Genomic DNA, 14,030 nt, shown 5'->3' with positions numbered 1-14,030 from the left:
GGGGGCTATATTTTGAACGAAAAACCAACAATGAAAAAAACAATCAAGGGAATTCTGTATCTTATCCCGGCATTGTTAATCATTGGAATTTTCAATATTTACCCAATTATTAAGTCCTTTTTAATGAGTTTTTATACTGACTATGATTATTTCAAAGATCTTGTTTATGCAAGAGGTTTGGATAACTACGTATATATCTTTCATGATCCTGAATTTTGGAATTCTATGAAAAATACCTTAATTTTTGTTGTCGGTGTAGTTCCACTTTCAATCATCATTTCTTTGGTTATTGCTACGTTATTAAATCAAAAAATTAAGTTTCGGGGATTATTTAGAACCGTCTATTTTATCCCGTTTGTTACTTCTGTTGTAGCAGTTTCGATTGTGTGGCGATGGATTTTTCACAGTCAATATGGTGTGTTGAATTACGGACTTCATTTGGTGGGAATATCGCCGGTTAAATGGTTAACCGATCCTAAGTGGGCAATGCCATCCTTAATTATTTTAGCAATTTGGAAAGGTCTCGGTTATAATATCATCATTTTTTTAGCCGGATTACAGAATATCAATAAACAGTACTATTTAGCAGCTAGAATAGATGGTGCAGGTGCATGGGAAAGGTTTAAGAATATTACGGTTCCGTTATTATCACCTACGACTTTTTTTATCTCGATTGTTTCTATTATAAATTCGTTTAAAGTTTTCGATGAAGTTTTTGCGCTTTTTGGCGGACAACCAGGACCAGCAGGCAGTGCAGAGACAATTGTTTACTATATATTTAATAAATTTTACGGAGAATGGAACTTCGGTGTTGCCTCCGCAGCAGCCTATATTTTGTTTTTAGTAATCTTTATTTTTACGCTAATTCAACTTTATATTGGCAAAAAGAAAGTGAATTATTAAGTCTCTATTCTTAAACAATGTTACTTTTTTTAGACGAAACCCTATAAAAATTCTTATTACGGTTAAGATTGATTAGCTCTTTAAGAAAAGATGCCTCAAAACTGAGTCTACATTAAGATTTTAACAATTTACGAAAAGAAATAATCTGTAGGAAAACAACGATAATTAATCGTAAGGAGGGAAAAGGTTGCAAAGAGAAGCCCTTTCTAAAGGTTTTATTTATCTATTATTGATTATTGGCGGTATTTTGATGCTGTTGCCATTTGCATGGATGTTAAGTACATCTTTAAAAGCAGCTAATGAAGTGATGATTATGCCTCCAAAATGGATTCCTTCTATTTTTCATTGGAGTAACTTTTCAAAGGCTTGGGCTGCAGCTCCTTTTGCTAGTTATACTTTAAATAGTATCATCGTTCTTGTTGCAAGTACGGTAGGTGAGTTGATTACGACGATTCTTGCTGCTTATGCTTTTACAAGAATTAACTTTTATGGTCGTGATATTATATTCTCTATTTTACTAGGAACCATGATGGTTCCGGGTGAAGTATTATTAATTCCAAACTTTGTAACATTAGCAAACTTAGGATGGATTGATCATTATGAAGCGTTAATTGTACCTTGGATAGCGAGTATTTTTTCAATTTTTTTACTGCGCCAGTTCTTCTTTTCGATACCAAAGGAGCTTTCTTTTGCTGCGAAAATAGATGGTTGTAGTGATTTCCGTTTCTTATGGTCCGTCATGGTACCTCTTGCAAAACCAGCTTTAATCACCATTGCATTATTGAAAGCGATCGGAAGCTGGAATGCATTTATGTGGCCATTAATTGTTACTAACTCTGAAAAAATGAGGACTTTACCGGTAGGATTAATAGCTTTTAGTACGGATACTGGAACGAAATATCAATTGTTAATGGCAGCTTCCACTATGATTATTTTGCCGATGATCATTCTCTATATTGTTTTACAAAAATATATCATTGAAGGTGTTGCAAGAGCTGGTATTAAGGGGTAAAAGGACGGACATTGAAGGGGGTGGTTTGCCCTTAGTGTGCTAATGGATTATACAGACATTATCTTTATCAAAGGCTCTTTTCTTAAACTGTGTTGTTTTTGTAGAAAGGAACCTCATAAACATCCTTATTTTGATTAAGAATGAATAACTTATTTAAGAAAAAATGCCCCAGAACTAAGTCTAAATTAGTATTTATAGCAATTTATAAATAGTAAAACAGCCCTTTATAAAAAACTTGGAGGTTAGCAATAATGAAAAAAATTGTATCATTATTTTTAGTTTTTATGTTGGCGTTAAGTCTTGGTGCTTGTTCAACAGCAAAAAAACCATCGACAAATGAAAAAGAGAGTGCTGCAAAAATCCCGACAAAAATTGATAAGCCTGTAACAATTGAATTCTGGCATGCCATGAGTGGCGACTTAGAAAAAACATTAAAAACGATGACTGATGAATTTAACAAGTCACAATCAAATATTACGGTTAAGTTAGTAAATCAAGGTAATTATGGCGACCTTAATAAAAAGTTAATGGCAGCAGCGAAGTCACATACTTCACCAGTTATGGGACAAGCTTATGAAGATTGGATGCAAGAATATATTCATAATAATTTAATAACGGATTTAACGCCGTATATTACTAATAAAACAGTAGGCTGGTCAGATGCTGATCTAAACGATATCGTACCAGTTTTCCGTGAAGAAAATATGTGGAATGAAAAATACTATGGTGTACCATTTAATAAAAGTACAGAAGTTCTTTATTACAACGCTGATATGTTCAAAAACAATAATGTAAATGTTCCTACAACATGGGATGAACTTGAAAGTGCTGCAGCAACGCTTACGAAAGGAAAAGTTGTCGGGCTAGGCTTCGAAAATTCCATTGGTCTTGATTTTCCTACATGGGTTCAACAAGCGGGAGGCCAATTTGTAGATGTAGACAACAATAAAGTAGCGTTTAATTCTGATGAAGGTAAGAAAGCTTTAACATTTTTAAATGATATGGTAAATAAGAAAAAGGTTGCTAGATTAGCAGGAGAAGATAATTATATGTCAGATCCATTTGGTCGCGAAGATGTAGCGATGTATATTGGTTCTTCAGCAGGAATACCATTTGTAGGCGCTGCTACAAAAGGACATTTTAATTGGGCGACTGCTCCACTTCCAAAGGGTGAAAAAGCATCTACACAATTCCAAGGAACAAATCTTGTAGTATTCGATTCAGCGACAGATCAACAAAAACTTGCTGCTTGGGAATATATGAAATTCCTTACAAGTAAAGATGAAACTATTTTCTGGGCTAAAAACACAGGGTATGTTCCAGTACGTGAATCTGCTTTAAGTGATGCTGATTGGAAGCAATTTATTGCGCAAAATCCTAATTATGCAGCGGCTGAAGCACAGTTCGATTCTGGTTATTATTTCCCACATATCGATGGTGCATATGCAATGCAAACAGCTTATTCTAATGCAGTACAAGCTGTGTTGCTTGGACAAAAAACAGTTGACCAAGGTCTGGCGACTGCGACCAAAGATTCACAAGATGCTTTAGATAAAGCGAAACAATAACAGTTAAATACACAATGAAAAGGGGACTCTTATATGGTTCCCTTCTTCTTTCAGTGAAGGCTCTTTTCTTAAATTTTGTTGCTTTTATACCCAAAATTCTAAATAACACCGAAATTTGGGTGAAAAAAATATAAACTCGGTAAGAAAATAGCAAATGACGTTAAGCATTAATTATTGAAAAAACTCAATGAAACAAATGAGGTGACCTAATAAATGGAAAAACAGTTAGAACACACAAAAATACGATTTTGGGGTGGATTAAAGACTATTGGCGGTACAGTTGTTACCGTGGAGTATAAAGATGCGCGTGTTATTTTTGATTTTGGTATGACCTTTAACCCAGGAGCGAATATTTTTGACGGACAAATAAAAAAACGTCTTCATGGAATGGTACGTGACAATTTAAAGTTAAAGCTAATCCCCCCTATCGATGGGATTTATTCTACAAAGAGTCTAGGCAAAAATCAAGAGTTGATTCCTGCTGAAAGCTATTATCAGGAAACGGCAGTCATCATTTCACATCTCCATCTCGATCACATCGGCGCAATGGGATTAATTGCTCCTTCTATTCCAGTCTACGTAACAAAAGAAAGTCATAAACTTTATAGTGCTTTAGAAGTAATAGGTGAAGGTGTTCCTGGAGATCGTGATTATCAAACATGTGAATATGGTGTGCCATTCACAATAGGGCAAATTAAAATTACTCCAATCCAAGTTGACCACGATATCCCTGGGGCATGTGCATTTCATATCGAAACTCCAGATGGATCAATTGTTTATACAGGTGATTTAAGACTACATGGGAAAAACCCTGAAAGAATAGAGCATTTTATAAATGAAGTGAAGAAGCTGGGGCTTGATGCTCTTATTATGGAAGGAACCACATTGGGAAGTGTAGAAGAATTGCGAGCGGCGATTGTTGTGGATAATACCCTTCCTGAGGGAATGTTAACGGAAATAACAATACCAGAGCAAATGAGTAAGAGGTTGAAAGAGACAACTGGTCTTGGGATTTTTAATGTATATCATCGTAATATTGACAGGTTATTAGGGATTATCCAAGCAGCTCAAGCTTCTTCTAGAAAAGCTGTTTATGAACCTGAAACAGCGTATTTACTTGATGCTTTAACGAATGATGATAACTTTCTTGTTTATAAATCTTCTGATACTGTTTTTGAAGAAGAAACAGGCACTTTACCAGTTTGGAAGGCTGACTTATTAAATAAGTATCAAACAATCCAAGCAGAAGAAATCAATCAAAATCCAGGACAATATTTTGTGCAAAACACATATGAAAATGTCTTAGAGTTATTTGATATCCATGTAAACGAAGGGCTATACATTCATTCCAATGGTGTACCATTAGGAGCTTTTGATCCTGCGTTTGATAATTTGAAGAAACTCTTAGGTAAAATGGAAATTAGTTATGATTTTATCGGAACATCCGGTCATGCTATTCCTAACCATTTGAAATACATTGTCGATCAAATTGATCCGAAAATTTTGATACCATTACACAGTTTTAATCCGGAAAGATTAAAACCAAAATCAGGGGTTCAACTGCTACCTGATTATAATGTAGAATATGTTTTAAAGGATCATCAAATTTTGGTAAATGAATAATTATTCACTTCAACGAACGAGGCTATAAAATAAGCCTCGTTTTTATTTGTAACAAACGGTATAGTAACATTAAGAAAGGCTCTTTTCTTAAACTTTGATGCCTTTGCATATAAAGACTCTTGGTAAAGACCATATTTGGATTAGAAATGAATAAGAAATGGTGCCCCGAATCCAATATTGTTTAGGATTTAAAACAATTGAAGAAATGTAACAATTAATTCGGAAACACTATAAAAAATTGTGTTGATAAATAACTCGTATTTCCTTTAAGATGATAAAGGATTTCATGAATATGAATGTATAGGAGTAAAAAATGGAACGAGAATATAGTGAGACATATAAAGTTGTAGATGTATGTTTACTTGCGGGGAAAATTATGCTGCAAAGTGGTGGGGAAACGTATCGTGTGGAGGATACGATGACTAGAATTGCGAATGCATTCGGAATATATGGTTCTCATTGTTTTGTGACCCCAACAGGAATTATATTTTCCATTGATGGGGTGGAACCGACAAAGTTAGTGAGGATTGAGGAGCGATCCACGGATTTAAAAAAGGTCACGGTAGTTAACAGTATTTCGAGGAAAATTGCTAGCGGCGAACTACAGTTAGAGGAAGCCTATCAAAAATTAAAGGAAGCAGAGAAAGCGGATTATAAATTTCCAATATGGATTCAAATTGCGGCCGCCTCTTTGACAAGCGGTTGTTTTCTTATCATGTTTCAAGGTCAGTGGAAGGATTTTATTCCGGCGATGATTACAGGTGGAATAGGATATCTTGGTCTGTTATATTTTGACAAGATTGCGCGAATACGTTTTTTTGCTGAATTTTTAAGTTCGTTTATCCTGGGATTAGTTGCGGCCCTGTTTGTAAAAATAGGCATAGGTACCGAAATAGATAAAATTATTATAGGTTCTGTAATGCCGTTGGTACCAGGGTTATTAATCACGAATGCTATCCGGGATTTAATGGTGGGGCATTTAGTTGCTGGAATTTCCAAAGGAGCAGAAGCCTTCTTAACAGCATTTGCAATAGGAGCAGGAATCGCAGTAGTGCTTTCCTTTAGGTAAGATGCTTTAGTATGGAGTTAGATTTCGTTATTTTGGAAAAATCTTTTGGCATTTATTCTTTGAATGCATCGATTACTATCTCGAAAATTGTAAAGTATTCTTTTAAAAAGGCTGTTTTCGAATAAATTGTTGCTTTTCGCAATTTGTTTTGAATCCTAACATAGACTAGCTTCGGGGCATCTTTTCTTAAAAAAGATACCTATTCTAAAGGTGAATGAAGCAGTTTATATGATTTTCTAATATAAAAGCAACATAGTTTAAGAAAAGAGCCTTTAAAAACAACAAAATTTAAGAAAAAAGCCTATGTAAGAAAGGAGTGGCAAAAGTTGATGATGATGCTTGGACAGCTTGTAACCAGCTTTATTTCAACCGCAGCGTTCGGGGTTATTTTTAACGTTCCGCGTAGTAAGCTTTTATTATGTGGACTTGTAGGTATGCTCGGATGGATCGTATATATTGCTCTTACCATATACCTCCATACAGATTCTGTCATTGCTACGTTTATTGCGGCTTTTATAGTAGGAATTATTAGCCAAACCTTTGCTCGAATATATAAGGAACCGATTATTATTTTTAGTGTATCTGGTATTATTCCAATGGTTCCTGGCGGACGAGCTTATGATGCAATGAGGCACTTTGTTGAAAATGACTATAATTCGGCCATCCAATTAGCAGCAAAGGCATTTATGCTGTCGGGCGCAATTGCTATTGGCATTGTTTTTTCAGAAGTTGTGAAGCAATTATTTAGAAAGCCTAGGTCTGCTCGAAATTAGTAAGCACCCACATAGAATTGGGTGTTTTTTAATGGAGTTTTGTAGGTGAAAAGAGCTAAAACGTGCTGTTTACATACATTTTTGCACGGCTCAAACATAGTTTCGTGCTGCTGAAGCATAAAATCGTGCCGTTTGGTCACTATTTTGTACTGTTCCCCTGCATTTCCTTTTTTCAATCACTTGGGTAGGAAAGACATTGCTTTTTTTACTCTAGTACAACTTTCCATATAGGCTAATGCTCATACGATAAGTATAGTTTTTTATGAATAACTGGAAGGATGATACTTTATGTGTGGTATTGCCGGATGGATTGATTACCTGGGGGATTTAAGAACAGAGTATAAGGTCTTGCTAAAAATGACCGAAACATTAGCGAAGCGTGGCCCTGATGACACGAATGTATGGGTAACACCACATGCCGCTTTCGGACATAAGCGATTGGTTGTTGTGGATCCTAAAGGGGGCATTCAACCAATGACCCGTACAAAAGGTGAATACTCCTACACAATATGCTATAATGGTGAACTTTACAATACAGAGGATATTAGAAAAGAACTATTAAGAAAAGGGTATCAGTTTCAAGGTCATTCTGATACAGAAGTGCTTTTGACTTCCTATCTGGAATGGAAAGAGGATTGTGTTCAATTTTTAAATGGTATATATGCATTTGGTATATGGGATGAAGAAAGACAGCATTTATTTATGGCCAGAGATCGTATGGGTGTGAAGCCATTGTTTTATTCTGAACAAAACGGACGTTTTCTTTTTAGCTCTGAAATAAAGGCGATATTGGCACACCCAGAAATGAAAGCGGAAATTGGAATGGACGGCTTGACAGAGATACTTGGACTTGGTCCGTCAAGAACACCAGGACATGGAATATTTATTGGGATTCAAGAATTAAAGCCGGCCCATGCATTAACTTTTTCAAAAAATGGATTGAAAATCTGGAGATACTGGAATGTGAAAAGTGAATTCCATACAGATAGTGTGGAAGAAACGGCGATAAATGTACGTTCATTATTTACAGATGCTGTCACACGACAATTAGTTTCAGATGTACCTATTTGTACTTTTTTATCAGGTGGTGTAGATTCGAGTGCCATTACCGCAATAGCATCTAATCATTTCCAAGCAGAAGGAAAAGGACCACTTCACACGTATTCCATCGATTATGAAGGAAATGATCAAAATTTTAAATCGAATGAATTTCAGCCAGATGCAGATAGCAGTTGGATAGATCTCATGTCAAAAACGTTCGGAACAAAGCATCATCATTGTCTCATTAGTATAGGGGATCTTACTGAATTTTTAAAGGAAGCAGTCCTTGTGAGAGATACCCCTGGGATGGCCGATGTAGATTCGTCATTACTATGGTTTTGCAGGGAAATTAAAAATGATTTCGTCGTAAGTTTATCTGGTGAATGTGCAGATGAAATATTTGGAGGATATCCGTGGTTTTATCGCAAGGATGATTTGGAGCGCGAAGGATTTCCATGGATGCGCTCAGTGGATGAACGCGTTGGTTTATTAAAGGATAATTGGAATCGAAAGCTTAACTTGAAGGATTATGTAATGACACAATATGAGAGTACGGTAAAGGAAACTCCAGTACTTGATGGTGAAAGCCTTATAGAAGCAAAAAGGCGGCAGTTGTTTTATTTAAATATGACATGGTTCATGACTACGTTATTAGATCGTAAGGATAGAATGAGTATGGGGGCAAGCTTAGAGGTTCGCGTCCCATTTGCAGATCATCGTCTTGTAGAGTATGTATGGAATATTCCATGGGAAGTGAAAATGTACGGTAATCAGGAAAAGGGTATTTTACGAAAGGCATTGGAAGGAATATTACCTAATGAGATTTTATATAGAAAGAAAAGCCCTTATCCTAAAACACATAACCCAGCGTATACTCTAGTAGTGAAAAACTGGCTAAATGAAATATTAGAAGATAAAAATTCGATTCTTTATGAGCTATTTAAAAGAGAAAAATTACAAGAGATTATCGAATCGGAAGGGAAAGCTTTTCAAGTACCTTGGTTTGGTCAATTAATGACAGGTCCACAATTACTTGCCTATCTTGCTCAAATCCACTATTGGTTTGAAAAGTACGGAATTAATATCAAAGCATAGGATCCATTGGGGTAGCTCAGAAAATGAGCTGCCTTTTTACCAAAAGCAGGACAGAGTTTTTTATAATAGATAATGATATGATTAAATGATAAAGACTAGATTAAATTAAGGGTGTGAACTGTTTGTCCGACTTTATAAAACTAGGTGTAAGTTCAAAATATAACCAGATACTGAGCTCCCTTGGGATACTGGAACCTACTCCTATTCAACGAAAGGCAATACCACTTCTTCTTGAAGGAAAGGATGTAATTGCACAGGCAAAAACAGGTACAGGAAAAACATTTGCTTTTATTTTACCAATACTTGAAAAAGTGAATCCAGAAAGTCCGTTTGTACAAGCTTTAATCGTTTCTCCCACAAGAGAATTGGCCATTCAAATTACGGCGGAATTAAAGAAACTAACGGAGAAGCTAGCCGGCATCCATATCTTAGCTGTATACGGTGGACAAGATGTGGACCAGCAAATGAGGAAGTTAAAAGGGGCAATCCACATTGTCGTTGCAACCCCTGGAAGACTGCTTGATCATATGCGGAGAGGTACAATAGATCTTTCTCATGTTTCAATGTTTGTCTTAGATGAAGCAGATCAAATGCTTCATATGGGGTTTTTACCTGAAATTGAAGATATTATCAGAGGATTATCAACGAATCGGCAAACGATGCTATTTTCCGCAACCATGCCAAAGCAAATTAAAGCAATAGCCAATCAATACATGAAGAATCCAGTTGATGTACGGGTGAAGAGTCCGGAAATATCAGTAAATGATATTAAGCAGCTTGTTATCGAAACGACTGATCGTGCGAAACAAGACACTCTGTGCGATTTAATTAATCAGCATCGACCATTTCTTGCGATTATTTTTTGCCGCACAAAGAGACGTGCAAGTAAATTAAATGATGCTTTAAAAGCACGCGGATATTTATCTGAGGAGCTGCATGGCGATCTTTCGCAAGCGAAGCGGGAGAAAGTGATGAAATTATTTAGGGATGCAAAGATACAATTGTTGGTGGCGACAGATGTAGCAGCAAGAGGGATCGATGTTGAAGGGGTAACTCATGTTTTTAATTACGATATCCCAGAAGATGTGGAAAGCTACATTCACCGAATTGGTCGAACAGGCAGAGCTGGAGATACGGGCACTGCCTTTACTCTGGTAGCTCCAAAGGATCGCTCTTATCTAGACATGATTGAGAAAGGTATCCATCTTAAAATCGAAAAAAGGGTATCGACCAATCAAAAGAAGCACTCACCTAGCACTAAAGGTGACATGCAGATGAAAATGAAAAGCAAACCTAATCCATCCACCGTAAAGAAAAAAAGAAATGACAGGCGAAAAAAACAAAACTCTAAAAGGTAAATCCTTTGCATAATTATTTGTATTTTCATCAAACTACAAAATGTAGTAGTTGAAAAAAGGAGTGAAGAGCATGGGAAGAACCAAACATGGTAATGCAAACGCACAAAGAAATAACAATGTGAAGACTCAGAATGTAATGAGTGATGAATTAGTTGAATTTAATACCCATAAGAGAATTCAAAAAGGAAATGAATCGGGAAAAAAATAAGCAAGAGAGAGTTGTCTATTGTATTTTAAAATAATGTTTATTAATGATCTAAGAACTTTGTGAGTATAGATTATGCATTGAAATCGTTTGCAAAATGCGGAAATATTACCAATAGCTGTGTAGTTATGAAGGATGTATGGAAAAAAGTACATCCTTTTTTATTATATTTAATAAGTTCATTTAGGGATTTTGTTATATAATAGACATAGAAATATTGCTTTATAAATTATTTACAAAAAACTAACTTGAGTTTACTAGAATTCTCTAGTACATTTAATGTTGTAATTTGTTGTTTTTTGTCTTTTTTTCTATTCATATCTGTTTATAGATAGTACAATTGGGACAAAGCCCTCACTCTAGCAAGCTGCTTAGTGGGGGTTTAATGCCCGCAATGTTCAAACTTACTTTTTGAAGAGAAGGGGAAATGAAAAAAAAATGATCGAATTCAAGAATGTATCAAAAGTATATCCGAATGGGACAAAAGGTCTGAAAAATGTAAACCTTACGATTAATAAGGGAGACTTTGTTGTAATTGTAGGGCTTTCTGGGGCTGGTAAGTCAACATTTCTTCGATCTATAAATAGATTGCATGAAATTACAGAAGGGGAAATATTCATTGATGGCAAATCAATAACTGCAGCTAAAGGGAAGTCTTTACGCCATATTCGCAGAGATATCGGGATGATTTTCCAAAATTTCAACCTTGTTAAACGTTCTAGTGTTATTCGAAACGTGTTGTCAGGAAGAGTAGCATACCATTCAACAATTCGTACTTTACTTGGACTTTTTCCAAAACACGATGTTGATCTTTCATTGAAAGCATTAGATCGCGTTAATATTCAAGAGAAAGCGTATTCACGTGCTGATGAGCTTTCTGGGGGACAACAACAACGTGTATCGATTGCCCGTGCTTTAGCACAAGAAGCAAAAATCATCCTTGCCGATGAGCCGGTTGCATCCCTTGATCCATTTACGACTAGACAAGTAATGGATGATTTAAAGAAAATTAACCAAGAGCTCGGAATAACAACGATAGTAAACCTTCACTTTGTAGACTTGGCTAGACAGTATGCTACAAGAATTATTGGTATTCGTGCTGGCGAGGTTGTGTATGATGGTCCTGTTGAAGAGGCAACAGATGAAGTTTTCTCTGAAATTTATGGACGCGAAATTAATAAGGACGAGCTGTTAGGAGAGACAGAATAATGGAAACAGTAAAGCCGAAAAAAATGAAATTAAAAACACTCTTAACTGTTATATTAATTATCGCCATTATTTGGGGGAGTATTATCGGCACCCAAATATCGTTTATCGACCTTTGGGATGGATTTCCCAACATAATAGAGTTAATAAAGGAAATGTTCCCACCAGACTGGGGTTATTTCGTTTCAATCACAGACCAAATGCTGGAAACTATTAGAATGGCTGTATTGGGAACAACATTTGGAGGAATTGTTGCTATTCCTTTCGCACTTCTATCCTCTAGCAATGTTGTGAAAGTTCCAGTTATCTACCAAGTTTTCAGATTTATAATGAACTTAATTCGTACGATTCCAGAGCTTTTATTAGCTGCACTTTTTGTGCCAGTGTTTGGAATCGGGGAAGTTCCGGGTATAGTAGCAATTGCCGTTTTCTCATTTGGTATTATTGCGAAGCTTTTCTATGAAGCGATTGAAGCTATCGATCCTGGTCCACTTGAGGCGATGACAGCTGTAGGGGCAAATAAAATTCAATGGATTTTCTTTGGTGTTATTCCGCAAGTTATCGCTCACTATATGTCCTTTTTCTTATACAGCTTTGAAATCAATATTCGGGCGGCGGCTATTTTAGGGTATGTAGGTGCAGGTGGTATTGGGCTAGTATTAAATACTGCATTAGGGTTTTTCCAATACGATCGTGTTTTTACGATCATCATTTATACTCTAATTGTCGTTATTTTTGTGGATGCCGTTAGTAATAAGATACGGGAGAAGTTGCTATGAACCAAATATCGATAAAAAAGCCATTAAAAAAACGTGTAATGAATTGGGTCATTCTTGCGATTGTTGTCGCCATTTATGTGTGGGCGTTTTGGGGAGCACCACATATTGAAATAAAAGATTCTGCAAAACAAGCATTAAAAGGAATCTTAAATGGTTTTGCACATCCAGATTGGGGATATATATATGACCCTGAGGGTGAGGATTTACTTAGATCCCTTCTTGAAACATTAGAAATTGCTGTTCTAGGAACATTCATATCTGCCGTTTTATGTGTACCATTTGCATTCTGGGGTGCACGGAATATGAGCAAAAATCGTGCTATTTCGAGTGTTGGTAAATTTGTTCTAAGTTGTATTCGTGTGTTTCCAGAACTTATTATGGCGCTAATCTTTATTAAAGCGGTAGGATTAGGACCTTTCGCAGGGATTCTTGCTCTTGGATTTCACTCAATTGGAATGTTAGGTAAGCTATTCGGAGAATCTATTGAAAATACCGAGTTCAGCGCCAGGGAAGCGTTGATTGCATCTGGAGCGAATAAAATTCAAACATTATGGTTTGCAATTATACCAGAAGTAATGCCGGCGTTCTTATCCTATACACTTTATCGATTTGAAATCAGCGTCCGTTCTGCGACTATACTTGGTATCGTAGGAGCGGGGGGAATCGGTGCCCCATTAGTATTCGCATTAAATGGTCACTCATGGAGTCGTGTTGGAATCATTTTATACGGAATTATTATTATGGTAACAATTATCGACATTATTTCGGCACAGATTCGTAAAAGAATCGTTTAATTTAGAAGAGGAATGGAGAATCAATTTGATTCTTCATTCCTCTTTTAGTGCTTTAGGAAATTAGCAAATATTATTCAGCCTAAGATGCTACAGGTACTGTCTTAGGAGGGGTGATGGGACACCCCAACCTTGCAGGCTGTTCAAAGCAGAAATGAATTGCGAACGCTTAGTCATGCAAGAATCCCACCCGTCACATCGAAAGGTGTAGGGCTTGCGGCTTTAGCAGTGGGAGTCACAAACAGTGGATAACCTTTTAAAAGTTGTCTATGTCTAGTTCAGCGCCTACCAGCCAGCGGATTTCAACGTCGCATCCCTATTGATTTGGGGGTCAGGTAAAATTGGCACTTCAAACTTTACTCTGTAAAATTAAACTTCAAATTTTACTCGGTGAAATTTGAAGTGCTAATTTCAATAGCTCGTGAACAACCTCGTTGTGTTTCTAATATCTCGCCTTTTTCTACGAAGGTGATAACTACACTTTAAATTTCACGCAACCATATGGAGTCCTGCGCATTTGTTCATTATATAATCAAAACCACCAGTGTGAACTGGTGGTTTGCTCTGCGGCTGAAAGCCTCTCTTACCGGCCTTGGCCTTAAAGGCC

Annotated in this window: 12 protein-coding genes; all 12 read left to right on the top strand. The window is 36.4% G+C overall.

All coding sequences use genetic code 11. The annotated features are described in order from the left end of the window. Nucleotides 1–12: 12 nt before the first annotated feature. Nucleotides 13–903 carry a carbohydrate ABC transporter permease gene (locus AC3WJF_RS04690; protein ID WP_492449964.1) on the top strand — a complete coding sequence of 297 codons (891 nt, stop codon included), beginning with the start codon at nt 13–15 and terminating at the stop codon, nt 901–903. A gap of 187 nt (nt 904–1,090) precedes the next feature. Further along, nucleotides 1,091–1,915, top strand: coding sequence for a carbohydrate ABC transporter permease (locus tag AC3WJF_RS04685; protein WP_492449963.1), 825 nt, complete (start codon nt 1,091–1,093; stop codon nt 1,913–1,915). 251 nt (nt 1,916–2,166) lie between these two features. Beyond that, a complete protein-coding gene (locus AC3WJF_RS04680; RefSeq protein WP_492449962.1) occupies nt 2,167–3,483 on the top strand; it encodes an ABC transporter substrate-binding protein in 1,317 nt (438 codons plus the stop codon). A 213-nt stretch (nt 3,484–3,696) separates the two neighbouring features. After that, the gene (locus AC3WJF_RS04675; protein WP_492449961.1) at nt 3,697–5,106 is read left to right on the top strand and encodes an MBL fold metallo-hydrolase; all 1,410 of its coding nucleotides are present in this window, start codon (nt 3,697–3,699) and stop codon (nt 5,104–5,106) included. 313 nt (nt 5,107–5,419) lie between these two features. After that, nucleotides 5,420–6,175, top strand: coding sequence for a threonine/serine exporter family protein (locus AC3WJF_RS04670; RefSeq protein ID WP_492449960.1), 756 nt, complete (start codon nt 5,420–5,422; stop codon nt 6,173–6,175). A 329-nt stretch (nt 6,176–6,504) separates the two neighbouring features. After that, a complete protein-coding gene (locus AC3WJF_RS04665; RefSeq protein WP_492450085.1) occupies nt 6,505–6,948 on the top strand; it encodes a threonine/serine exporter family protein in 444 nt (147 codons plus the stop codon). Between the two features lie 288 nt (nt 6,949–7,236). Beyond that, nucleotides 7,237–9,084 carry an asparagine synthase (glutamine-hydrolyzing) gene (gene asnB, locus AC3WJF_RS04660; protein WP_492449959.1) on the top strand — a complete coding sequence of 616 codons (1,848 nt, stop codon included), beginning with the start codon at nt 7,237–7,239 and terminating at the stop codon, nt 9,082–9,084. A gap of 122 nt (nt 9,085–9,206) precedes the next feature. Next, nucleotides 9,207–10,442 carry a DEAD/DEAH box helicase gene (locus AC3WJF_RS04655; RefSeq protein WP_492449958.1) on the top strand — a complete coding sequence of 412 codons (1,236 nt, stop codon included), beginning with the start codon at nt 9,207–9,209 and terminating at the stop codon, nt 10,440–10,442. A 70-nt stretch (nt 10,443–10,512) separates the two neighbouring features. Continuing rightward, nucleotides 10,513–10,650: a hypothetical protein gene (locus AC3WJF_RS04650; RefSeq protein ID WP_492449957.1), complete on the top strand. Its 138-nt coding sequence runs from the start codon at nt 10,513–10,515 to the stop codon at nt 10,648–10,650. Between the two features lie 435 nt (nt 10,651–11,085). Beyond that, nucleotides 11,086–11,856 (top strand): phosphonate ABC transporter ATP-binding protein, encoded by a 771-nt coding sequence (gene phnC, locus AC3WJF_RS04645; RefSeq protein ID WP_492449956.1) that lies wholly within the window; start codon nt 11,086–11,088, stop codon nt 11,854–11,856. Then, a complete protein-coding gene (phnE, locus tag AC3WJF_RS04640) occupies nt 11,856–12,632 on the top strand; it encodes a phosphonate ABC transporter, permease protein PhnE (RefSeq protein ID WP_492449955.1) in 777 nt (258 codons plus the stop codon). The genes phnC and phnE (AC3WJF_RS04640) overlap by 1 nt, the downstream gene beginning before the upstream one ends. Then, nucleotides 12,629–13,426: a phosphonate ABC transporter, permease protein PhnE gene (gene phnE / locus AC3WJF_RS04635; protein WP_492449954.1), complete on the top strand. Its 798-nt coding sequence runs from the start codon at nt 12,629–12,631 to the stop codon at nt 13,424–13,426. The genes phnE (AC3WJF_RS04640) and phnE (AC3WJF_RS04635) overlap by 4 nt, the downstream gene beginning before the upstream one ends. The last annotated feature ends 604 nt before the right edge of the window (nt 13,427–14,030 follow it).

The sequence above is a fragment of the Heyndrickxia sp. FW510-T9 genome, assembly GCF_058781025.1.
Note: the sequence above shows the minus strand (reverse complement) of the source record. Positions and strands in the feature narration are given on the sequence as shown.

Coding starts and splice junctions, on each gene's coding strand:
- AC3WJF_RS04680 (WP_492449962.1), top strand. CDS start 2,167: ATGAAAAAAATTGTATCATTATTTTTAGTTTTTATGTTGGCGTTAAGT.
- AC3WJF_RS04675 (WP_492449961.1), top strand. CDS start 3,697: ATGGAAAAACAGTTAGAACACACAAAAATACGATTTTGGGGTGGATTA.
- AC3WJF_RS04670 (WP_492449960.1), top strand. CDS start 5,420: ATGGAACGAGAATATAGTGAGACATATAAAGTTGTAGATGTATGTTTA.
- AC3WJF_RS04665 (WP_492450085.1), top strand. CDS start 6,505: ATGATGATGCTTGGACAGCTTGTAACCAGCTTTATTTCAACCGCAGCG.
- asnB (WP_492449959.1), top strand. CDS start 7,237: ATGTGTGGTATTGCCGGATGGATTGATTACCTGGGGGATTTAAGAACA.
- AC3WJF_RS04650 (WP_492449957.1), top strand. CDS start 10,513: ATGGGAAGAACCAAACATGGTAATGCAAACGCACAAAGAAATAACAAT.
- phnC (WP_492449956.1), top strand. CDS start 11,086: ATGATCGAATTCAAGAATGTATCAAAAGTATATCCGAATGGGACAAAA.
- phnE (WP_492449955.1), top strand. CDS start 11,856: ATGGAAACAGTAAAGCCGAAAAAAATGAAATTAAAAACACTCTTAACT.
- phnE (WP_492449954.1), top strand. CDS start 12,629: ATGAACCAAATATCGATAAAAAAGCCATTAAAAAAACGTGTAATGAAT.